The following is a 20953-nucleotide window of genomic DNA, read 5'->3' as shown; positions in this document are numbered from 1 at the left end:
GACACTCTCGCGGCCATGCTAGCCGCGCGGCCCGGCACCTTCCCCGCTTACCCCTACTGGGCCCCAAAACGGACCTAGGTGTGCAGCTCGGCCGCCAGGGTTCGAACCTGAAATACGGGTACCAAAGACCCGGGTGTTGCCAATTACACCACGGCCGATCAGCGACGCGAGCACGTCGCTTGAGGGATGGACATCCCGCCGCTACACCTTAGCGCCCCGGCCGCCGGGCGCCATCGCTCATCCCGCCGCACGGCTGGCGACCGACCCGCTCGGCACGTCGGGGCGGCCGACCCGCACCCCGGCCGCCTGCCTGCCGGAGTACCCACGTACCCCGCCACAATCCTCGGCTGACCTGCGTCTTTGATCAGTTTCGCGAGGGTGATTCGAAACTTCCCCGTGCGATCTACGGAGCCGTAAGTTACGGTGACGTAGGCGTAAGTTAGTGATCGTCATCTTCCCCCTGCGAGGTCCCATGTCCACCGCTCTGCTCGATCCCCACACCGCTGGCCCCGGCCCCAAACCACTCACCGACGGCAGCCAGTCCCCCGGCATCCTGGCCGCCCTCTGGGCCTTCGTGGTCATCCCCTTCGTCGCCCTGCTGGTCGCCGTGCCGGTGGCCTGGGGCGGCTGGCTGGGCTGGACCGACGTGATCATCGGCCTGGTCTGGTACGTCGTCTCCGGGCTCGGCATCACCGTCGGCTTCCACCGCTACTTCACCCACGGCTCGTTCAAGGCCAAGCGGTGGCTGCGGGTGACTCTGGCCGTCGCGGGTTCACTGGCGGTGCAGGGCGAGATCATCCAGTGGGTCGCCGACCACCGACGGCACCACGCCTTCTCCGACCTGGAGGGCGACCCGCACTCACCGTGGCGCTTCGGCACCAGCTTCTGGGCGTTGACCCGCGGCCTGTTCCACGCCCACGTGGGCTGGCTGTTCCGCCGGGAGCTGTCCAACCGGGAGCGTTTCGCACCGGACCTCATCGCCGACCGGGACATCAGCCGCGTCGATCGGCTCTTCCCCGCGCTGGTGGTCATCTCGCTGCTCGGACCGGCGCTGATCGGCGGCCTGGTGACCTGGTCCTGGCAGGGCGCGCTGACCGCGTTCTTCTGGGCCGGGCTGGTCCGGATCGGCCTGCTGCACCACGTCACCTGGGCGATCAACTCGGTGTGCCACGTCTACGGCGAGCGTCCGTTCGCGATGCGCCAGGGCGACCGCGCGTCGAACTTCTGGCCGCTGGCGATCCTGTCGTTCGGCGAGAGCTGGCACAACCTGCACCACGCCGACCCGACCAGCGCCCGGCACGGCGTGCTGCGCGGTCAGGTGGACATCTCCGCCCGCGTGATCTGGTTGTTCGAGAAGACCGGTGCGGCGACGCAGGTGCGCTGGCCAAAGCCGGAACGCATCGCCGCCAAGCTCGTGAAGCCGGTCGCACCCCACTGAAACCGGGCGGTGCTCGGGGATGCCGCCTGGCAGGATGTTCGGATGACCGAGCGACGCGGGGGGACCGGACGACTCGGCAACCGGGCAGCCGGGCCCTGACCCGGGTTCGGTCGGACGGCGCGGCAGGGCGGTCGGACCGCCGGCCAGTGAGGCGACGACGTGAACGGGCACAGCGGAGACACCATCCCACGGCAGGGCGTCATCGAACGCCAGCGAGGCGGCGATATGCCCGAGAGCAAGGATGGTACCGAGGGCCGGCGGTCGACGCCGGCCCCGGCACCAAAACCGAAGACCACCTCCCGGGTTCGCATGTCGGCGGCCCAACGGCGGGAGCAGTTGATAGCGACCGGCCGGCAACTCTTCGCCGAGCGGGGTTTCGACGCCACCTCCATCGAGGAGGTGGCGTCCCGCGCCAAGGTCTCCAAGCCGGTGGTCTACGAGCACTTCGGCGGCAAGGAGGGGCTCTACGCGGTGGTGGTGGACCGGGAGGTCCGGGCCCTGCTGGACCGGATCACCACGGCGTTGACCGCCGGGCATCCACGCGAGCTGCTGGAACAGGCGGCGCTGGCCCTGCTGGGCTACATCGAGGAGGAGACCAGCGGTTTCCGGGTGCTGGTCCGTGAGTCGCCGCTGATGTCCGCGACGGGCACCTTCAGCAGCGTGATGAACGACGTGGCGCACCAGGTCGAGCACATCCTGGGCGCCGAGTTCAAGAGCCGGGGGTACGACCCCAAGCTCGCCGAGCTGTACTCGCAGGCGCTGGTCGGCATGGTGGCGCTGACCGGCAGTTGGTGGCTGGAGGTGCGCAAGCCGCGCAAGGAGACGGTGGCGGCGCACCTCGTCAACCTCGCCTGGAACGGGTTGTCGCACCTGGAGGCGAAGCCGACGTTGATCACCGCCCGGCGCGGCTGACCCCGGTCAGGGGCGGTGCACGTCGGCCACCGGGTGCTTGCGGTGCTCCAACTCCGCCTCGGCGGACTCCGGCGGGCCCACCTTGTCGTACAGGCCGGTGCCGAGCAGGATCAGCCCGAACAGCATCGACACGACCACCGTCGACATCGAGAAGTTGAGGAAGTTCGCCTCGGTCTGCAGCACCGACATCATCAGGATGCTGGTCACCAGGAACACCACACCGGCGGTGAGGTTCATGTAGTGGCCGAGGTTGGTGCGCCGCGAGGCCCCGATGATCAGGAAGACCCCGAAGATCAGCGAGGCGAGCGAGAAGGCCAGGTTGGTCCGGAGTCCGAGGGCCCAGGTGCTGTTGCGGGCGAAGAGCGGGTCGCCGATCGTCTCGGCGACGCCCCAGACGCCGAAGACCAGGATGTAGACGCCGATCAGCCCGGAGAGGACCCGGTAGAGCGGCCGAGCCGGATGATTGACCGGAAAATGCGGCATGCCCAGACCCCCTGATGTGACCGTTTCAGGGGAATTGTCGCCCAGAGCAGCGCCGACTGTCCGCAGAACCACAATGCCGGCAGGGTCCGCCGAAAGGCTGGACCAGGTCAGGTTTTCGCCGGAGCCCGAGCTGCGCAGGGATCAAGCCTGACCGCCCGGAGCAGCTCGGGCTCCGGCGAAAACCCACGGCCGCAACCAAAGAGCAGCAACCAAAGAGCAGCAACCACAGACAGGATCAGAGAACGAGCCGAGCCTTCTGGAACGCCTCCGCCTCGTCCTCCGTGCCGACCTTGCCGTACATGCCGACCATCAGCAGCACCAGTGCGGCAGTCATCACCACGATCACGGTGGTGATGCTGAAGTTGAAGATGTTGGCGTCGGTCCGGATGAACGCGAGACCGGCCAGGCTGATCACCATGAGGCCGTACGCCAGCCACTGGTTGATCGCCACGTCGATGTTGCGGCCGAGCACGGTGCCGATCAGCACGACGATCCCGAGCAGCACGCTGAGCAGCGAGAAGCCGAGGTTGGTGCCCTGACCGAGGACCCGGGTGTCGTCCTGGGCGAGGATCTCGTTGCCGGTGCTCGCGATGATGCCGAGCACCCCGAAGACGACCAGGTACAGACCGGTCAGCCCGCCGATCGCCCGGTAGATCGGCCGCGCGGGGTGGTTGACGGGGGTGTGGGCCATGTCTGTGTCTCCAACGCCGTGAGGTGAGGTGTCGCGGACGATTGTCTCGCATGTGGCGGTGTGACGCCGCACACGGGGGCCGTGCCGGTGTGCCCCGCCCGTCAGCTCTCGGGCAGGTCCTCGGCGAGCGTCATCCAGCTCTCCTCGATCCGCTCCCGCTCGGCGCGCAGATCCTTGAGCTGGGTGTCCAACTCGGCGACCCGGGCGTAGTCGGTGGCGTCCGCCGCGAGCTGGTCGAGCAGCGTGGTCTCCCGCTGGTCGAGCTTGCCGAGTTGCCGCTCCAACCGGGTCAGCTCCTTGCGGGCCTGCCGGACCTCGGCGGCGGACATGCCACTCGCGGTCGCCCCGGTGGCCGCGGCGGTCGGGGTGCCACCGGCGCGACTGGTCCCGGCCCGCTCGGCGGTCCGGGCGAGATACTCGTCCACACCGCCCGGCAGGTGCACCAGCCGACCGTCACCGAACATCCCGTACGCCGTGTCGGTGACCCGCTCGATGAGGTACCGGTCGTGGCTGGCCACGATGATCGTGCCGGGCCACGAGTCGAGCAGGTCCTCCAGCGCGGCGAGGGTGTCCGTGTCCAGGTCGTTGGTGGGCTCGTCGAAGAGCAGCACGTTGGGCTCGCCAGCCAGCAGCCGCAGCATCTGCAACCGGCGGCGCTCCCCACCGGAGAGGTCACTGACCGGGGTCCAGAGCCGCCGGTCGTCGAAGCCGAACACCTCGGCGAGCTGGGAGGCGGAGACCTCCCGGTCGCCGAGCTGCACCCGGCGGGCGACCTCCTCCACCGCTTCCAGCACCCGCAGCTGCCCGGGCAGCTCGGCAAGCTCCTGGGAGAGGAACGCCGGCCGCACCGTGGAGCCGGTGTTGAGGCGGCCACCGTCGGGGCGGGTGATGCCGGCGAGCATCCGCAGCAGAGTGGACTTGCCGGCGCCGTTGGCCCCGAGGATGGCGATCCGGTCGCCGGGGCCGACCAGCCAGCTGACGTCGCGCAGGATCTCCTTCGGCCCGGCGTGCAGCTCGACGTTGTCCAGCTCGTACACCTGCTTGCCGAGGCGCGACACCGCCATCCGCTGCAACGACATGGTGTCGCGGGCCGGCGGCACGTCGGCGATCAACGCGTTCGCGGCGTCGATGCGGAACTGCGGCTTGGAGGTACGGGCCGGTGGGCCACGGCGCAGCCAGGCGATCTCCTTGCGGAGCAGGTTCTGCCGGCGGGCCTCGGTCGCGGCGGCGACGCGTTCCCGCTCGGCGCGGGCGAGGGTCCAGGCGGCGAAGCCACCCTCGTACGCGCGGACCGTCTGGTCGGCGACCTCCCAGGTGGTGGTGCAGACCGCGTCCAGGAACCACCGGTCGTGGGTGACCACGACCAGGGCGCCCTTGCGGCCGGTGAGGTGCCGGGCCAACCAGTCGACACCGCCGACGTCCAGGTGGTTGGTGGGCTCGTCGAGGATGAGCAGGTCGGAGTCGCGGACGAGCAGCGCGGCGAGCGCCACCCGCCGTCGCTCGCCGCCGGACATCGGGCCGACCGGCTGGTCGAGGCCGAGGTGCGGCATGCCGAGGCCGTCGAGGATGGCGCGCACCCCGGCGTCGCCGGCCCACTCGTGCTCGGCGCCCATCCCCTCGTCGAGCCAGGCGGTGCCGAGCACCACGTCCCGGACGGTGGCGTCGGGGGCGAGGGTGAGCTGCTGCGGCAGCCACAGCACCCGCAGGTCGCGGCGGTGCGTCACCCGGCCGTCGTCCGGGTCCTCCTGCTTGGTGAGCAGCCGCAGCAGGGTGGACTTGCCGGCGCCGTTGAGGCCGACCACGCCGATCCGGTCGGCGTCGTCCAGGCCGAGCGAGACGTCCGTGAGCAGCCGCCCGGCGGCGCCGTACCCCTTGGACACCCGGTCCAGATTGACGATGTTCGCCACGTTCCACCCTTCAATGTCAAGGCGTCCCGGTGCCGGCGGGCACCTGGACGCCTCTCCCCAGGGTACGCGGACGCCCCGAAGGCCCGCGCCGCGTGCCAGCCGCTCGCGGGACGCGTGGTCAGCTGATCCGGGCGCCGGCGACCGGACCGTGCGCGACCCGTGCCTGCCGGCAGACGCCAGCGGTGGTCAGCTCGGCGGCGATCCGCTCCGCGCTGGCCGCGTCGGCGGCGAGGAACACGCAGGTCGGGCCGGAGCCGGAGACGATGCCGGTGAGCGCACCGGCCGCCTCGCCGGCCTTGAGGGTGTCGGCCAGCGTCGGGCGCATGGCCAGTGCGGCGTCCTGCAGGTCGTTGCCGAGCGTCCGGGCGAGCACCCGTGGGTCCCTCTGACGCAACGCGCCCAGCAGGGCGTCGGTGCTGCCCAGCGGGGCCCCGGCGGCACCGGAGTCGCGCAGCCGGTCCAGTTCCCGGTACGCGGCCGGGGTGGACAGGCCGCCGTCGGCGATCGCCACCACCCAGTGCCACGTGGTGGGGCGGACCAGCACCGGGCTGACCGCCTCGCCCCGGCCGGTGCCCAGCGCGGTGCCGCCGTAGATCAGGAACGGCACGTCGGAGCCGAGGTCGGCGGCGATGCCGGCCAGCTCGTCGCGGGACAACCCGGTGCCCCAGAGCGCGTCGCAGGCCACCAGCGCGGCGGCCGCGTCGGCGCTGCCACCGGCCAGGCCACCGGCGAGCGGGATCTGCTTGCGCAGGTGCAGGCGGGCGTGCGGCAGCACACCCGCGTACCCGGCGAGGGCGTGCGCGGCACGGATGATCAGGTTGGTGTCGTCCAGAGCCAGCTCGCCGGTGCCCTCGCCCTCCATGGTCAACGCCAACGTGTCGCCGCGCCGGGCGGTCAGCTCGTCGTAGATGGAGATGGCGTGGTAGACCGTGTTCAGCTCGTGGTAGCCGTCCCGGCGCAGCGGGCCCACCCCGAGGTGCAGGTTGACCTTCGCGGGCACCCGCACCCGCACCGGGCCGGCGGCCCCACGTCGCTCGTCCTCGTCGTCCGGTCGCCAGGCCTCGGTCACGGGGTGATGTCCCGCAGGCGCAGGCGGATGTCGAACGGCTTGGCCACGATCAGCTCCTCGGCGGAGTCGGCGGCCAGCTCGTACCGGCCGCCGACCAGTTCGTACGCGTACACGTGCAGCGGGTCCTGCTCGATCCGCCAGTAGTGCGGGATGCCGGCGTCCGCGTAGTCGGCCGGCTTCTCCAGCCGGTCCCGACGACGGGTCCCGGGCGAGACGACTTCGACGGCGAGCACAACTTGATCAGCCTCGAAGTAGTGGTGGTCGGCCGCCACCGGACGCCGCAGCAGGACGACGTCGGGTTCGAGAGTGTTCCGATAGTTGATCGCCACCCCGACGGCGGTGGCCGGCGTCAACTCGGCCGGAGCGTGCTGCCGCAGCCACATCCACAACAGGTTGCCGATGTTCTGATGGCCAAAGGTCGGGGAAGGGAGCACGACGAGGACGCCGTCACGTAGCTCGACGCGGGGGGCGTCGTCGGGCAGGGCCAGCACGTCCTCGATGGTGTGGTTGGCCAGCCGCTGCCGGACGGGATCCGGACTCCACATCCCGTGGGCGGTGGGCTCGATCGGCTGCGCGGTCACTCGTACACCTCCTCGGCGGGCACGGCGTCAGCCTACTTCGCGGCCGGCGTACCGACCGGAGCCGACGCGGCGATGGCAGCGAACTGCTCGACGGTCAGCGACTCCCCACGGGCGCCGGGGTCGACGCCGGCCGCGGTGAGCGCCGCGGCGGCCCGGTCCGGGCCACCGGCCCAGCCGGCCAACGCGGCCCGCAGCGTCTTGCGGCGCTGCGCGAACGCCGCGTCCACCACGGCGAAGACCCGCTCCCGGGGTACGTCGGCGCGGGGCGGCTGGTGACAGGTGAAGGCGACCAGGCCGGAGTCGACGTTGGGCACCGGCCAGAACACGTTCGGCGGCACCTTGCCGGCACCGCGGGCCTGGGCGTACCAGGCGAGCTTCACCGACGGAATGCCGTACACCTTGGAGCCGGGACCGGCGACGAGCCGGTCGGCGACCTCCTTCTGCACCATCACCAGGCCGTGCCGCAGGGTGGGCAGCACGGCGAGCAGGTGCAGCACCACGGGCACCGCGACGTTGTAGGGCAGGTTCGCCACCAACGCGGTCGGCGGCGGGTCGGCCAGCTCGGCGGCGGTGATGCGCAGCGCGTCCGCGCGGTGCACGGTGAGCCGGGCGGCATCGGCCCCGGCGTGCCGCGCGACGGTCTCCGGCAGCGCCCCGGCGAGCACCGGGTCGATCTCCACGGCGTGCACGTGCCCGGCGATCGGCAGCAGCCCCAGGGTCAGCGAGCCGAGCCCGGGCCCCACCTCCAGTGCCACGTCGTCGGGGGTCAGGCCGGCGGCGGTGACGATCCGACGCACCGTGTTCGGGTCGTGCACGAAGTTCTGGCCGAGCTTCTTGGTGGGCGCGACGCCCAGCCGGGCGGCGAGTTCCCGGATCTCCGCCGGGCCGAGGAGACCGGTCATGGCTGGCAGCGTAGCGACGGGGTCGGTGCCGACCGTCGGGCCGGGCTCACCACGGGCCGAAGACCCGGTCGCCGGTGGCGGAGATGGCCGCGCACAGCTCGTCCAGGTCGCTGCCGGTGGTCACGGCGAGCGCCCGGACGGTGAGCGGAATCAGGTACGACGCGTTCGGCCGGCCGCGGTACGGCATCGGGGTGAGGTACGGCGCGTCGGTCTCCACGAGCATCTGGTCCACCGGGGTGAGCGCGGCGGCCTCGCGCAGCGCCGTCGCGCTGCCGAAGGTGACGGTGCCGGCGAAGCTCAGCAGATAGCCGCGGCGGACACACTCGCGGGCGAAGTCGGCGTCGCCGGAGAAGCAGTGCAGCACCACCCGGTCCGGGGCGCCCTCGTCGTCGAGGATCCGCAGCACGTCGGCGTGCGCGTCGCGGTCGTGGATGACCAACGTCTTGTCGTACCGCTTGGCGATGGCGATGTGCGCCCGGAAACTCTCCTCCTGCGCGGCCCGCCCCTCGTCGCCGGTGCGGAAGAAGTCCATTCCGGTCTCGCCGATCCCCCGGACCCGATCGCGGGCGGCGAGTGACTCGATCTCCCGCAACGCCTCGTCGAGGTCACTGAGCCGGGGCGCCTCGTTGGGGTGCAGCGCCACGGTGGCCAGCACGGCGGGATACCGGTCGGCGGTGTCCGCGCCCCACCGGGAGGAGGCGACGTCCACGCCCACCTGGACCAGCCGGTCCACGCCGACCTTCGTGGCCACCGCGATGGCCACGGCCACCGGGTCGTCGGCCGGCCCGCCGGGCACCCCGGCCTCGCTGACGGTGATGTCCAGGTGGGTGTGGCTGTCCAGCACCGCCCGGGGCAACGACTCGGGGGCTGGCGGGAACTCTCCGGCCCGCCGGGCGGCACGGTCACGGCGGGATTCTCTGGGCTCGCTCATCAGCGACAGCATCACACACCGGGGCTGTCCATCTGCCCGCCACCCGACGTTCACCTCGGCTACGCCGCGCGACTCTACGGTCGCCAACGAGCGGACGCGACAGCGTGCGGACCCCATCCCAGCGAGCAGGGAGGCGACGGCATGAGCGTCACCCCCCAGGCCGGCGGCACGGCCAGCGAACGGACCGGACTGCACGTGGCGTTCGGCGGCGCCGTGTACCCGGCCGAGGAGATCGCCCGAGGTGCCGCGTACGAGTTGTTCAGCGCCGACGAGGTGGCCGGCTTCGAGTGGGCGCCCCGCCCGGGCAGCGCCCTGCCGTGGCGGCGTTTCGTGCACGTCACCGAGGTGACAGCGGTGCACGGGGCGACGGAACCGGCCGACGAGCCGGAGACGCCGCTGCTGATGCCCGCCCATCGCGAGCGGGGTTGGGCGTACCTGCACCAGCTCAGCCAGCAGCCGGCGGCGGCGGGCGACCCGGTGCTGGCGATGGCGCGTGCGTCGGCGGTGGTCCGGCGGGGCACCCGGATGGTGAAGGTGCTCTCGGCCCAGCAGGTCGCCGGTCACCTGCGGGGTTGGCTGCCGCACGGCTTCTGCTACCGCGAGCACGATGTGGCGCACCTGCGTACGCCGGTGACGACGAAGGTGCTGCGTACCGATGGTGACGCTGGCCGGGACGGCCCGGACGTGGCGTACGTGTTGCGCTGGCGCGCGTCCGACAGTGGTGACTACGACGTGCCGGCCGGGCCCGCGCACCGGGGCCTGACCGCGCTGGCCTCGCGGGACCGGGTCGGCGCTCCCGTGCTGGGCACCGGCTTCACGCCCAGCAACGGTCAGCTCATCCCGGAGTTCATCACCAGGGACTTCGCCGACCTGCCGATGCCGGCGAACGCCGCCCTCATCGCCTACCCGGCGGAGGGGGTGGAGGTGGTGCTGTACACCTACCAGGCCGAGCAGCGCGGGTGGCTGCGGATGGTGGGTCCGCAGTGGCGGCACCTGTTGGCCGCGGTGCCGGGTCTCTCCCCTGATCAGGAGTACGTGCCGAACGCCGACGTGCCCCGCTCCACCCAACTGGTCGGCACGTACGGCGACAACGAGTACGAGGCGGTCGCCGACCTGCCCGGCGGGTTCCGGGTGCTGGCGATGACCCGGGCGGCCCGTTACCCGGTGGACGCGGTGGCCCGCCGGGTCCGGTTCGCCCAGTGGCGGGGGGTGCCGTGTCTGGTGCTGCGGGAGGAGGCGGGCTGGCTGCGGATGCGGCTGCGCTACCCGAACCCGGACGCCGTGCTCGGCACCGGTGCCCAGTGTCAGGAACGCGGCGTCTACGAGGCCTGGGCGCCGGGCGCCGAGGTGACCGACGACCAGGTGATGGACACCCGGTACGCGATGTGACGGCGCGCGGCGGCAGGGCGACCCGCCGCCGCGCGTCGTGCGGTCAGTCGGCCAGTCGGGCCAGTTCCTCGTCGACGATCGACGGGTCGAGCTTGCGGAACACCGGCTTCGGCGCGGCCAGCGGGCGGCCCGCCTCGATCGGCACCGACTCCCAGCGCGCGCCGACCGTGTAGTCCCCGGTGAGCACCGGGTACGCCGGGCCGCCGTCCAGGTCGTCGACCTGCTCGATCACCGGCATCGGCGCGTGCACGCCGGTGCCGCCGAGCAGCTCGTGCACCTGCTGCGCGGAGTGCGGCAGGAACGGGGTGAGCAGCGTGTTGGCGTCGCTGATCACCTGGAGGGCGACGTGCAGGATGGTGCCCATACGGGGCTTGTCGGCCTCACCCTTGAGCTTCCACGGCGCCTGCTCGGAGAGGTACTTGTTGGCCTCGGCGACCACCTTCATGGCCTCGCCGATGGCCTGCTTCTGCCGGTGCCGGCCGATCAGGTCGCCAACCGTGGTGAACCCGGCGCGGGCGACGGCGAGCAGGGCCTCGTCGGCCTCGGTGAGCCCGGCCGGGTCGACAGCGGGGATCGCGCCGAAGTTCTTGGCGGCCATCGAGACGCACCGGTTGACCAGGTTGCCCCAGCCGGCGACCAACTCGTCGTTGTTGCGGCGGAGGAACTCGGCCCAGGTGAAGTCGGTGTCGTTGCTCTCCGGGCCGGCGGCGGCGATGAAGTAGCGCAGCGCGTCGGCGTCGTAGCGCTCCAGGAAGTCGCGGACGTAGATGACCACCTTGCGGGACGAGGAGAACTTCCGCCCCTCCATGGTCAGGTACTCGCTGGAGACCACCTCGGTGGGCAGGTTGAGCCGACCCAGCTCGCCCGGCTCACCGTCGCGGGAGCCCTCGCCGGAGTATCCGGAGAGCAGCGCCGGCCAGATCACCGAGTGGAAGACGATGTTGTCCTTGCCCATGAAGTAGTAGGACTGCGCGTCCTTACCCTGACCGTCGGTGGACCACCACCGGCGCCACGCCTCCGGGTCGCCGGAGCGGCGGGCCCACTCGATCGAGGCGGACAGGTAGCCGATCACCGCGTCGAACCACACGTAGATCCGCTTGTCCGGCCGGTCCCGCCAGCCGTCCAGCGGGATCGGTACGCCCCACTCCAGGTCCCGGGTGATCGCCCGGGGCTGGAGGTCGTCGAGCAGGTTGCGGGAGAACCGCAGCACGTTGGGCCGCCACCCCTCGCGGGTGTCCAGCCACTGCCGCAGCACCTCGGCCAGCGCCGGCAGGTCCAGGAAGAAGTGTTCGGTCTCGACGAACTTCGGAGTCTCCCCGTTGATCCGCGACTTCGGGTCGATGAGGTCGATCGGGTCGAGCTGGTTGCCGCAGTTGTCGCACTGGTCACCGCGGGCGCTGTCGTACCCGCAGATCGGGCAGGTGCCCTCGATGTACCGGTCGGGCAGGGTGCGCCCGGTGGACGGGGAGATCGCGCCCATGGTGGTCTTGGGCACGATGTAGCCGTTGCGGTACATCCCCTCGAACAGCTCCTGCACCACCGCGTAGTGGTTGCGGGTGGTGGTGCGGGTGAACAGGTCGTAGGAGAGGCCGAGGCCGTGCAGGTCCTCGACGATCACCCTGTTGTACCGGTCGGCCAGCTCGCGCGGGGTCACCCCGTCAGCGTCGGCCTGCACCTGGATCGGGGTGCCGTGCTCGTCGGTGCCGGAGACCATGAGCACGTCGTGGCCGGCCATCCGCATGTACCGGGCGAAGACGTCGGAGGGAACGCCGAAACCGGAGACGTGGCCGATGTGGCGGGGGCCGTTGGCGTACGGCCAGGCCACTGCCGCGAGAACGTGACTCATGAGCAGTGAGCCTAGTGACCCGGTCGGGGCATCCGCGAACCAATGGGGGGTCCCCGACCGGCGGACCGGGCCGACCACCTCGCCCGTTGGTCCGATTTGTCGTCGACACGCGGCTCAGCTGCCCGTTTCGCCTCCTGGGGAGGTGTGCAATGAACGTCGTGACGGGCAGACGAGCGGCGCGGGACCACGAGGACCGTCCCACCGGACCGGCGGTCGGCGACGACCCGGGGCGCGAGCCGGCCGTGCCCCGGGTCACCGGGGTCGCGCCCCAGCCCCGGCTGGTGCCCGCCGACCCGGGTGGGCAGCGGCCCACCCCGGCGGGGCGGTCCGCCACCCCGGCCCGCCCCACGCCGGCGGCCCCGTCGCCCACTCCGGCCCGGCCGACCCCGGCGGCACCCGCACCCGGTCCGGCCCGGCCCGCCCTGTCCGGCCCGCTCGCCGCCTCGGTCCCGGCCGGTGGGGAGTCCGTCGAGGTGGAGCCGACCACCGGGGCACCCGTGGACGCCGTGCCGCGTCGGGTGCCGGTGCGGCAGCAGACCCGCCGCCAGCGGGTCCGCCGGCCGGACGACACGCTGGACGACGACGGTGACGCCTTCTGGGCACCGATCGAACAGGTGCACTGGGACGGCACCCCGGTCCGCAAGGACCCGGCACCGGAGCGGTTTCGCGGCTTTCGGCTGCTGCTGCGGCGGCGGGCACCGAGCCGTACGCCCCCACCGCCGGATCCGCTGCCCGGGCTCGCCGCGCTGGTGGTGCTGAGCCTGGTCGCGGCCTTCTTCGCCTGGGTCAGCGCGGGCCCGTTCTGGCTCGCGGTCGGGCACGCCCGGTCGGGCACCGTGGTGATCGACGACTGCTCCGGCGGCGGGCTCACCCAGCGGTGCCGGGGGATCTTCACACCCGACGACGGGCGGTTCATCGCCCATGGTGTGCGCGTCGGCGGTGTGCCCGCCGACGGGAGCGCGGCCGGCACCCGGCTGCCGGCGCGGATGACCGGCCCGGACAGCGGCACCGCGTACGCGGACGTCGGCGTGGGCCGGCACCTGCGGTGGCTGCCCGGTCTGCTGGTGGTGCTGGGCTGCACCGCGGGCATCGTCCGGTGGACCGGTTCGGCCCGGCTGCCCGGCCGCCGGCACCGCCGCTGGGCGGTGGCCGCCGCCGTCGCCGGCCCCACGCTGATCACCGTCGGCTTCCTGGTCGCCGCGTGGTGATCCCGCCGTCAGGGGAGCCCGGTCCCCTCGGTCAGCTGTGCACGATCGTGTAGACGTCCCGGCGGCGCAGCGCGTATTCGGTGGCGACGTCGGTGATGGCGTCCCGGCGGGACCGGCCGGCGGCCTCCCGTTCGGCGACGGCGGCGCGCAGGGTGTCGTCGTCGGGGCGTTCGGGGGCGGTCACCGGCGCCCCGGCCACCACCAGCGTGATCTCTCCGCGCGGATCCCCCTCGGTGGCCCATCGGGCCAGCTCGCCGAGGGGGCGGCGGAGCACCTCCTCGTAGGTCTTGGTGAGTTCGCGGCAGAGCGCGGCCGGCCGGTCCGCCCCGAACGCGTCGGCCAGGTCGGTGAGGGTCGCCCCGATGCGGTGCGGCGCCTCGAAGAAGACCAGAGTGCGCTCCTCGGCGGCGAGTGCGCGCAGCCGCGATCGACGCCCGCTGGGGGTGCGGGGCAGGAAGCCCTCGAAGCAGAACCGGTCGCAGGGCAGCCCGGAGACGGCCAGCGCGGTGGTGACCGCGCTGGGACCGGGGGCGACGGTGACCGGCGCCCCGACCTCCAGCGTGGCGCGGACCAGCCGGTAGCCGGGGTCGGAGACGCTCGGCATCCCGCCGTCGGTGACCAGCGCCACCACGTATCCGCCGAGAATGGCCTCGACCAGCTCGGGGGTACGCCGCTCCTCGTTGCCCTCGAAGTAGGAGACGATTCGACCACCGACGGTGAGGTCGAGATCGCGGGCCAGCCGGGTGAGCCGACGGGTGTCCTCGGCGGCGACCACGTCGGCGCTCATCAGCACCTCCCGGAGTCGGGCCGAGGCGTCGGCGGGGTTGCCGAGCGGAGCACCGAGCAGAATCAGGCGCCCAACTTCGGACATTTCACCCACGGATTCGTCTCCTTCATTGCTGGGAATACCGGTATCAGGGACGACGGACGCCACCGGACACCTTGGCAGCCTACGATCGCCGGGTGACGAGTGCGTCGACAGCGCAGAGCCCGAGCGCGGACCCGGACAAGATGATCCAGGTGTCGGGCGAGCCCGGTGCCACCCAGGAGCCGACGGCACCGAGCGCCGAGGGCGGCGGAGTGGCCGCCGCGGTCCGGCGACGGTTCGCCACCGTCGACACCCAGGCGGACCGGTTCTCCTGGCTGGCCACGGCAGTGGTGGTGGCCATCGCGGCGATCCTGCGCTTCGTCGGGCTGTCCAGCCCCAAGGGCAAGATCTTCGACGAGACGTACTACGCCAAGGACGCCTACGGGCTGATCTCCCGTGGCGTGGAGTGGAACTACAAGGACAACGTCCCGTCGTACGTGGTGCACCCGCCGCTGGGCAAGTGGTTGATCGGGCTCGGCGAGTGGGCCTTCGGCTACCAGGACGCCGACTCCAAGGTCTCCGTTCCCGGGCACCTGATGACCACCGCGCCGGAGTTCGGCTGGCGCTTCTCGGCCGCGGTGATCGGCACCCTGTCGGTGCTGCTGCTGGTTCGCATCGGTCGGCGGATGTTCCGCTCGACGGTGCTCGGCTGCGCGGCCGGCCTGCTGCTCGCGCTGGACGGCTTCCACCTGGTGCTGTCCCGTGCGGCCCTGCTCGACATCTTCCTGCTCTTCTTCGTGCTGGCCGCGTTCGGCGCGCTGGTGCTCGACCGGGACGCCCGCCGTCGACGCTGGGCACGAGCCCTGGACGACGGGCTCGATCCGAGTCAGCCGGGTCGCGCCGGCCGCCCGCCGACCGGTTGGCGCACCTGGCCCTGGTGGCGGCTGGCGGCCGGGGTGCTGATCGGCTGCGCGTGTGCGGTGAAGTGGAGCGCTCTGTACTTCGTGCCGGCCTTCGCGCTGCTGGTGCTCCTCTGGGAGGTCGGCGTCCGCCGCTCGGCGGGGGTCCGCCGGCCCTGGCGGGACGCAGTCGTCGACGAGCTGCCCTGGCTGGTGCTCGCCGGCGTGGTCATGGTCGGCACCTACCTGGCCACCTGGTCGGGCTGGCTGCTCACCGACGACGGTTACTACCGACTCGCGTCGGCCTACCCGAGCGCCCCGCTCAGCGACCGCCCGGTGATCGGCCCGCTGATCAACCTGTACGAGTACCACCGCGCGGCGTACGGCTTCCATGCCCAGCTCGACGACGCGCACAAGTACCAGTCGTGGCCGTGGCAGTGGTTGCTGCTGGGCCGACCGGTGGCGTTCCACTACGCCAACAACGGCGTCTGCGGGGCGCCGACCTGCGCCTCGGAGATTCTGCTGCTCGGCACCCCGCTGCTCTGGTGGTCGTTCCTGCCCGCCCTGGTGGCGCTGGTCTGGCTGGGTGTGGCCCGTCGGGACTGGCGGGCCGGCGCGATCCTGCTGACCGTGGCCGCCGGGCTACTGCCGTGGTTCTGGTTCGCCCTCGACGGCCGGACGATGTTCTCGTTCTACGCCGCGCCCGTGGTGCCGTTCCTGGTGCTGGCGGTGGTGTACGTGCTGGGTGCGCTGATCGCGCCCGCCGGGGGCGATGTGGGTGCGGTGGCACCACTGGTGCCCGGTGACCCGAGTTATGAACGCCGGCTGGTGGGCAGCATCGCGGCGGGGGCGTACGTGTTGCTGGTCGGAGTCTGCTTCGCGTACTTCTATCCGATCTTCGTCGGCCGGGTGATCCCGTACTCGGACTGGCTGTCCCGGATGTGGCTCGACGGTCGGTGGATATAAGCATCGACAGGCGACGCGCCGCTCAGCGCGACGGGAGAAGGGCCCGCACGCCGAAGCGTGCGGGCCCTTCTGACAAAGACGCGCGCCCCGATCGCCTGCCACGGGGGAAGCGGGCGATTGGGGCGCGCAAGAAGAGCTTAACCACCGGGCACCACCGGCACAACGGGTCGACTTGGGTCAGATTTCCGACGGATGGTGGCCGGACCGCCACCTTTCCTTGAACAGTTGACCGAGGGTGACCCGGCGTGGACCCAGAGCGCGGACGATGCCGGCCCGCGGCGACGGGTGACCAGGCCGACGGCGTCGGGGCTCGGACCGTCCGCAACCCAAGTGATCATCCAAAGTGGATCTCACTACACTGCGGGCCGTGATCAACTTCAGACGATCGACGGCCGTCCTTCTCGGACTGCTGGCGACCACCGCACTGGCCGGGGCCGCCCCGGCGCAGGCCGACGGGGAGCCGGCGCCCGAGCCGCCCCGGGTCGAGCTGGTGCTCGACGTCAGCGGGTCGATGCGCGCCGCCGACATCGACGGACGCACCCGGATCGCGGTAGCCCAGCAGGCCTTCAACGAGGTCGTGGACGCGCTACCCGAACAGACACAGCTCGGCATCCGGGTACTCGGCGCCACCTACCGCGGCAAGGACAAGAAGGTCGGCTGCCAGGACACCCAACAGATCGTGCCGGTCGGCCCGGTGGACCGGTCCGCCGCCAAGGCGGCGGTGGCGACACTTCGCCCGACCGGGTTCACCCCGGTCGGCTTGGCGCTGCGCTCCGCCGCACAGGACCTGGGCAGCGGGAACACCACCCGGCGGATCGTGCTGATCACCGACGGCGAGGACACCTGCGCGCCGCCGGACCCGTGCGAGGTGGCCCGGGAACTGGCCGCACAGGGCACCAGCCTGGTCGTCGACACCCTCGGTCTGGCCCCGGACGAGAAGGTCCGCCGGCAGCTGCTCTGCATCGCCAGCGCGACCGGCGGGACCTACACCGCCGCGCAGAGCGCCGAGGAGCTGACCGACCGGATCAAACAGCTCGTGGAGCGGGCCGGCGACACGCACACCCGGGCCCCGACAGTGGTCGGCGGCACGAACGCGTGCGACTCGGCGCCACTGCTCGCACCGGGCGTGTACGCCGACCGGGAGTCGTTCTCCGAGCACCGCTACTACCGGGTGCCGATCCGCCCCGGCCAGGAGCTGCGGGCTTCGGTGAGCATGGCGTTGGACCGTGCCGTCAACCGGGACTACGGGGTGCTGCTGCGGGCCACCGCGGCCGACGGCCGGGAACTCGTCCGGGGTGCGGACGCCGGCAGCGGACGGGCCGACGTGCTCTCCGCCGGGCTGCGCTGGTCGGCCACCGCCGACGATGAGGATGCCGCGGACACCGAGGAGAGTTCGGCCCCGGTCGTCGAGCCCACCACCGTTTGCCTGGTGGTGAGCAACTCGTTCGCCCCGCGTCCCGGCACCGCGGCGACCCCGGGCATGCCGGTGGAGTTGACCGTCGACGTGGTCGCCGCCGCACCCGCACCGGACGGACCGGACCTCGGCCGGGGCTGGGTGCTGCTGGCCCTGCTCACCATCGCCGGGCTGATCACCGGTCTGCTCGCCGGCCTGCTCACCCGCTGGTGGGTCGCCACCTGGAGGGAGAACTGATGCGTAGCGCACTGTTCCGGTCGATGGCGGCGCTCCTCGCCGCCGGTGGGGCCGCCCTGCTCCCCGCCGCGGCCGTCGCCGCACCCACCCCCTCCCCGGGTGCCACGCCGGTCAACCGTGCCGGCACGTCGTTCCTCACCGCCACCCCGATCACCGCGGGACAGCCGGTACGGGTGGACGCCTCGATCGGCGACCACCTCTACTGGTCGTTCCCGGCAACGGCCGGTCAGGTGCACGAGATCACCGCCACCGTCACCTTCCCGAAGGGACGCGACGGGGCCTCCACCTGGACCGTCGACGTCTTCGACGGGCTCCGCCGCCGCCAGGCGTGCACGGCGGGGGCCCAGACTCCGACGGTGGACGCTAAGGCGTCGACGGTGGTGCTGGGCTGCACGTTGCGCGAGGTGCGGCCGTGGGCGGAGCCCTGGTCGGCCGACCCACTGCCCGGCACGTACGTCATCCGGCTCTCCGTGATCGACCTGCCGGAGCCGGATCTGGGTGCGCCGATCGACGTCGACCTGCTGGTCGGCACCGTCGCCGACCGGGGCACCTCGGCCGACGACGGCGAACTGGCCGCCCCGCTGGTGCCGAACACCAAGGCCGGCACGGTGCTCACCGCCGTACCCCCGGTGGACGCGGAGGCCGACGACGAGGGCGACCCGCTGACGGACTGGTTGCCGGACCTCGGCTCGCGCTGGGTCTGGACCGGCATCGGTGGTGCGCTCGCCGCGGTGGCTGGCGTGTGCGGCTTCGCGATGACCCGGCGGCCTCGACGTCGCTGAACGCCCCTCTGGTGGCCCCGCCCAGCGGTGGGGCCACCGGAGGTTCAGCTACGCCGGGAGCCGCGCGGCAACCAGCCGATGAACCGGTCCTGGAGCGACATCACCGGGGCGGCGCGCAGATCTTCGGTGGCGGCGGCGAGGCAGGACCCCAGATAAACGCTGAGCATGGCGCGATCACCGCCGTACTCCGCCAGCAGCCGGCTGCGCTTCGTCGCGCACGGCCACTCGTCACCGCAGGAGCCGCAGCTCCAGCAGGGGGTCTTCGGGGCGTGATCGTCAGCCGGCACCCCCGGCCGTTGCGCACCATCGGTCATCGCACGTCCTTCCAGATGTCCACGGGGCTGGCCGCGCCGGCCAGCGTTGATGGTGGTCCCCCCGGAGCCATCAGGGAGGGCGCTGCGCGTCCCTCCGGTGTTACATCTTTGCGGTACTTTCAGCGGTCGTGGGAGTCGGAAATTTGACGGTTGACCTGATCTGCCATTCCTACCGACCAGTAGGCAATCGGAATGCGTGACCTGCTGCCACCGACGGTCGCGGTTGCCATCGCCGGGCCCGACGACTGGACGGGCGAGTTGCTCCCCGCTGAGCTGGCATGTCTCAGCGAGCGGGCCGCGCAGACCCGTCGGCGGGACTTTGCCGCCGGGAGGATGTGCGCCCGCCGCGCGTTGCGCGACCTCGGCCTGGCGATGACCGCGGTGCCGGCCGCCGCCGACCGCGCGCCGGTCTGGCCGGCCGGGGTGGTCGGCAGCATCACCCACACCGCCGGCTACTGCGCCGCGGCGGCGGCGCACACCACCGACGTCCGGTCCGTCGGAATGGACGCCGAGCAGCACCGCGAGATCAATCCGGGAGTACGCAGACTCGTGCTGCTGCCCGAGGAGGAGGCCGCCTGCGCGCGGCTACCCGGCGGCACCTGCTGGCCGGTCGTGCTGTTCAGCGCGAAGGAGACCATCTACAAGGTGTGGTACCCGATCGTCCGCGACTGGCTGGACTTCCACGACGCGCGAGTCGAACTTGACCCGGATGCCGGCACGTTCACCGCCCGGATCGCACCGACCCGGGTGGACGCGGCAGAAGTCGCCGACCCGCCCTCGTCGATCACCGGCCGCTTCGTGATCGCCGACGGGCTGGTCCGCACCGCCGCCGTGCTCGGCCGGGGCTGACCCTGCTGGCTACCGCTCCAACCGGGCAGCCCCGCCCGGGCGTCAGTGGGCGTAGCGGCCGAGCAGGTACACACTGAGCCGCTTGCCGTCGCGCACCGCCACCACGTGCCCGGTCACCACGTCCCCCTGGCGCTGGTAGACCTGGTACGACGGCGCGTCGAAGCGCCACCCGACGGTGTCCGGGATCGCTTCGGCGGGAAGCGGGAACCCCGCATCGGTGGGCGCCATCGTCGGTGGCTGCGCCGGTGCGGCGGCCCAGCCGTCGAGGATCCGGTCCAGGCACCCTGGCGACGTGGTGAAGTGCAGGTACAGCTCGCCCATCGGTCCGGTCATGTCCTCGGCGTTGCTGTATCGCAGGCCATCAACGTCACACGGCAGACTGACCTGGTAGTGCGGCAGGATGTCGTCCTCGAAGTCGCCCCGGGTCACCCCGAAGATCCCGTCCGGGTGCCGATAGGGCCGTGGACCCCAGAAGTGCGCCGGCGGGTAGAGCGCCACCGCCAACCCCACGACGACCAGCACAATCGCTCCCCAGCGCCAGAGCCGTTGTCGGGAGCCGCGCACCGTCGACCCCGTTGCGGGCCGCGCGGCCGCACTCGTGGAACTGGCGGGGTGAGCCTCCCGGCCCGCACCGGAGAGCACCTCCCGCACGACCGACCGGAACAGCGTCGCGGTGTCGGCGATGAACCGGAGCCGGCCGACACCGAGCAGACGCAACGCGGCGCCGTGCCCGAACGCGACCACGACGGCGGCGCCGAACAGCAACACCCACCAACCCGCGGCCACCACCGCCCGTACCGGTCCAGCACTCTCGGCCCATCCCTGGCGCAACCGCTCGGTGTGGAACGGCACGTGCCTCTGCTCGTCGACCAGGATGCGGGCACCCACGTCCGAGAGCAGCGGATCATCAGTGCCGTCGCGGACGGCTCGGTAGTAGCGCAGGGCGACCACCTCGGCGACCATCAGCGTCATCAGTTCCAGTCGCAGCCCCAGGGCACGCCGGATCGTCACGAACACCCGGTCGGTCCAGTGACCGTCGATGACGTCGCCGCCCGCGCTGAGCAGCAGGTGCTTGAGGAGCCGGGCGTGGTTCTGCTCCTCGGCGACGAACAGTCGGACCGCCGCCAGATAGGTCGGGTCACCGGCCCGCTCGCTCTTGCTGATGAGATTCACGCCGTCGCCGTCTTCACCGGCCTGGAATCGTTGCAGGCTCCGGATCAGCGCCGGCGGCAGCGGACCCCCTGTACTCCACTGTGGATCGGGTCCGTCCCGGCGTCGCTCGGCGTTCTCGGTGAACTCACGTACCCAGGCCTCGAAACCCATGTCT

The 20953-nt window shown here is 72.0% G+C and carries 19 protein-coding genes and 1 tRNA gene; 8 read left to right on the top strand and 12 right to left on the bottom strand.

What is annotated here, in order from left to right:
• Window positions 1–86: 86 nt before the first annotated feature.
• Window positions 87–158: transfer RNA gene (locus KBX26_RS25940), tRNA-Gln, on the bottom strand.
• A 314-nt stretch (window positions 159–472) separates the two neighbouring features.
• Between KBX26_RS25940 and KBX26_RS25935 the strand changes: the two genes are divergently transcribed.
• Window positions 473–1438, top strand: a complete 966-nt coding sequence (locus KBX26_RS25935; RefSeq protein ID WP_210866613.1) for an acyl-CoA desaturase — start codon at window positions 473–475, stop codon at window positions 1436–1438.
• 225 nt (window positions 1439–1663) lie between these two features.
• Window positions 1664–2350 carry a TetR/AcrR family transcriptional regulator gene (locus KBX26_RS25930; protein ID WP_210866612.1) on the top strand — a complete coding sequence of 229 codons (687 nt, stop codon included), beginning with the start codon at window positions 1664–1666 and terminating at the stop codon, window positions 2348–2350.
• A 6-nt stretch (window positions 2351–2356) separates the two neighbouring features.
• Here KBX26_RS25930 and KBX26_RS25925 read toward each other — a convergent pair whose 3' ends face one another.
• The 7 genes from KBX26_RS25925 to KBX26_RS25895 form a co-directional block, all read right to left on the bottom strand.
• Window positions 2357–2833, bottom strand: a complete 477-nt coding sequence (locus KBX26_RS25925; protein WP_030329115.1) for a DUF4383 domain-containing protein — start codon at window positions 2831–2833, stop codon at window positions 2357–2359.
• Between the two features lie 235 nt (window positions 2834–3068).
• Window positions 3069–3524 (bottom strand): DUF4383 domain-containing protein, encoded by a 456-nt coding sequence (locus KBX26_RS25920; protein ID WP_030329117.1) that lies wholly within the window; start codon window positions 3522–3524, stop codon window positions 3069–3071.
• 101 nt (window positions 3525–3625) lie between these two features.
• Window positions 3626–5431 carry an ABC-F family ATP-binding cassette domain-containing protein gene (locus KBX26_RS25915; RefSeq protein ID WP_210866611.1) on the bottom strand — a complete coding sequence of 602 codons (1806 nt, stop codon included), beginning with the start codon at window positions 5429–5431 and terminating at the stop codon, window positions 3626–3628.
• Between the two features lie 118 nt (window positions 5432–5549).
• Window positions 5550–6500, bottom strand: a complete 951-nt coding sequence (locus tag KBX26_RS25910; RefSeq protein ID WP_030329121.1) for a 4-(cytidine 5'-diphospho)-2-C-methyl-D-erythritol kinase — start codon at window positions 6498–6500, stop codon at window positions 5550–5552.
• Window positions 6497–7081: a Uma2 family endonuclease gene (locus KBX26_RS25905; RefSeq protein ID WP_307857908.1), complete on the bottom strand. Its 585-nt coding sequence runs from the start codon at window positions 7079–7081 to the stop codon at window positions 6497–6499. Before KBX26_RS25905 ends, KBX26_RS25910 begins: the two co-directional genes overlap by 4 nt.
• Before the next feature lie 32 nt (window positions 7082–7113).
• Entirely contained in the window at window positions 7114–7983 is an 870-nt protein-coding gene (rsmA, locus tag KBX26_RS25900) for a 16S rRNA (adenine(1518)-N(6)/adenine(1519)-N(6))-dimethyltransferase RsmA (protein WP_030329126.1), read from the bottom strand.
• Between the two features lie 46 nt (window positions 7984–8029).
• Window positions 8030–8926, bottom strand: a complete 897-nt coding sequence (locus tag KBX26_RS25895; RefSeq protein ID WP_210866610.1) for a TatD family hydrolase — start codon at window positions 8924–8926, stop codon at window positions 8030–8032.
• 129 nt (window positions 8927–9055) lie between these two features.
• On the opposite strand from KBX26_RS25895, the gene KBX26_RS25890 reads away from it, so the two are divergent.
• A complete protein-coding gene (locus KBX26_RS25890) occupies window positions 9056–10303 on the top strand; it encodes a hypothetical protein (RefSeq protein ID WP_030329130.1) in 1248 nt (415 codons plus the stop codon).
• Window positions 10304–10346: 43 nt separating this feature from the next.
• On the opposite strand, the gene metG is transcribed toward KBX26_RS25890, so the two are convergent.
• Complete coding sequence (gene metG, locus KBX26_RS25885; protein WP_030329132.1) at window positions 10347–12149, bottom strand: methionine--tRNA ligase; 1803 nt, start codon at window positions 12147–12149, stop codon at window positions 10347–10349.
• A gap of 149 nt (window positions 12150–12298) precedes the next feature.
• Here metG and KBX26_RS25880 point away from each other — a divergent pair, with 149 nt between their 5' ends.
• On the top strand, window positions 12299–13357 hold the full coding sequence (locus KBX26_RS25880; RefSeq protein WP_374224330.1) for a hypothetical protein: 1059 nt from the start codon (window positions 12299–12301) through the stop codon (window positions 13355–13357).
• A gap of 31 nt (window positions 13358–13388) precedes the next feature.
• On the opposite strand, the gene rsmI is transcribed toward KBX26_RS25880, so the two are convergent.
• The gene (gene rsmI / locus KBX26_RS25875; protein ID WP_247681073.1) at window positions 13389–14228 is read right to left on the bottom strand and encodes a 16S rRNA (cytidine(1402)-2'-O)-methyltransferase; all 840 of its coding nucleotides are present in this window, start codon (window positions 14226–14228) and stop codon (window positions 13389–13391) included.
• A 140-nt stretch (window positions 14229–14368) separates the two neighbouring features.
• Between rsmI and KBX26_RS25870 the strand changes: the two genes are divergently transcribed.
• From KBX26_RS25870 to KBX26_RS25860, 3 genes are all read left to right on the top strand, one after another.
• On the top strand, window positions 14369–16030 hold the full coding sequence (locus tag KBX26_RS25870; RefSeq protein ID WP_051708192.1) for a phospholipid carrier-dependent glycosyltransferase: 1662 nt from the start codon (window positions 14369–14371) through the stop codon (window positions 16028–16030).
• A 367-nt stretch (window positions 16031–16397) separates the two neighbouring features.
• The gene (locus tag KBX26_RS25865) at window positions 16398–17681 is read left to right on the top strand and encodes a VWA domain-containing protein (protein WP_210857458.1); all 1284 of its coding nucleotides are present in this window, start codon (window positions 16398–16400) and stop codon (window positions 17679–17681) included.
• Window positions 17681–18463 carry a hypothetical protein gene (locus tag KBX26_RS25860; protein WP_030329139.1) on the top strand — a complete coding sequence of 261 codons (783 nt, stop codon included), beginning with the start codon at window positions 17681–17683 and terminating at the stop codon, window positions 18461–18463. The genes KBX26_RS25865 and KBX26_RS25860 overlap by 1 nt, the downstream gene beginning before the upstream one ends.
• A 44-nt stretch (window positions 18464–18507) precedes the next feature.
• On the opposite strand, the gene KBX26_RS25855 is transcribed toward KBX26_RS25860, so the two are convergent.
• Window positions 18508–18777 (bottom strand): hypothetical protein, encoded by a 270-nt coding sequence (locus KBX26_RS25855; protein WP_036410856.1) that lies wholly within the window; start codon window positions 18775–18777, stop codon window positions 18508–18510.
• 192 nt (window positions 18778–18969) lie between these two features.
• Between KBX26_RS25855 and KBX26_RS25850 the strand changes: the two genes are divergently transcribed.
• On the top strand, window positions 18970–19626 hold the full coding sequence (locus KBX26_RS25850; protein ID WP_210857459.1) for a 4'-phosphopantetheinyl transferase: 657 nt from the start codon (window positions 18970–18972) through the stop codon (window positions 19624–19626).
• 42 nt (window positions 19627–19668) lie between these two features.
• Here the strand turns inward: KBX26_RS25850 and KBX26_RS25845 are convergent, their stop codons facing one another.
• The gene (locus tag KBX26_RS25845; protein ID WP_210857460.1) at window positions 19669–20949 is read right to left on the bottom strand and encodes a ferritin-like domain-containing protein; all 1281 of its coding nucleotides are present in this window, start codon (window positions 20947–20949) and stop codon (window positions 19669–19671) included.
• Window positions 20950–20953 lie beyond the last annotated feature (4 nt).

It is taken from the genome of Micromonospora sp. C97 (assembly GCF_018070385.1).
Classification (GTDB): Bacteria; Actinomycetota; Actinomycetes; order Mycobacteriales; family Micromonosporaceae; genus Micromonospora; species Micromonospora parva.
This window is presented reverse-complemented; position numbering and strand designations above follow the sequence as displayed.

Bases quoted from the DNA above. Each gene is read 5' to 3' on its own strand.
- rsmA (WP_030329126.1), bottom strand. From the start codon at position 7,983: ATGACCGGTCTCCTCGGCCCGGCGGAGATCCGGGAACTCGCCGCCCGG.
- KBX26_RS25855 (WP_036410856.1), bottom strand. From the start codon at position 18,777: ATGACCGATGGTGCGCAACGGCCGGGGGTGCCGGCTGACGATCACGCC.
- KBX26_RS25880 (WP_374224330.1), top strand. From the start codon at position 12,299: ATGAACGTCGTGACGGGCAGACGAGCGGCGCGGGACCACGAGGACCGT.
- KBX26_RS25850 (WP_210857459.1), top strand. From the start codon at position 18,970: ATGCGTGACCTGCTGCCACCGACGGTCGCGGTTGCCATCGCCGGGCCC.
- KBX26_RS25890 (WP_030329130.1), top strand. From the start codon at position 9,056: ATGAGCGTCACCCCCCAGGCCGGCGGCACGGCCAGCGAACGGACCGGA.
- KBX26_RS25935 (WP_210866613.1), top strand. From the start codon at position 473: ATGTCCACCGCTCTGCTCGATCCCCACACCGCTGGCCCCGGCCCCAAA.
- KBX26_RS25870 (WP_051708192.1), top strand. From the start codon at position 14,369: ATGATCCAGGTGTCGGGCGAGCCCGGTGCCACCCAGGAGCCGACGGCA.
- KBX26_RS25845 (WP_210857460.1), bottom strand. From the start codon at position 20,949: ATGGGTTTCGAGGCCTGGGTACGTGAGTTCACCGAGAACGCCGAGCGA.
- metG (WP_030329132.1), bottom strand. From the start codon at position 12,149: ATGAGTCACGTTCTCGCGGCAGTGGCCTGGCCGTACGCCAACGGCCCC.
- KBX26_RS25895 (WP_210866610.1), bottom strand. From the start codon at position 8,926: ATGCTGTCGCTGATGAGCGAGCCCAGAGAATCCCGCCGTGACCGTGCC.
- rsmI (WP_247681073.1), bottom strand. From the start codon at position 14,228: ATGTCCGAAGTTGGGCGCCTGATTCTGCTCGGTGCTCCGCTCGGCAAC.
- KBX26_RS25930 (WP_210866612.1), top strand. From the start codon at position 1,664: ATGCCCGAGAGCAAGGATGGTACCGAGGGCCGGCGGTCGACGCCGGCC.
- KBX26_RS25925 (WP_030329115.1), bottom strand. From the start codon at position 2,833: ATGCCGCATTTTCCGGTCAATCATCCGGCTCGGCCGCTCTACCGGGTC.
- KBX26_RS25920 (WP_030329117.1), bottom strand. From the start codon at position 3,524: ATGGCCCACACCCCCGTCAACCACCCCGCGCGGCCGATCTACCGGGCG.
- KBX26_RS25860 (WP_030329139.1), top strand. From the start codon at position 17,681: ATGCGTAGCGCACTGTTCCGGTCGATGGCGGCGCTCCTCGCCGCCGGT.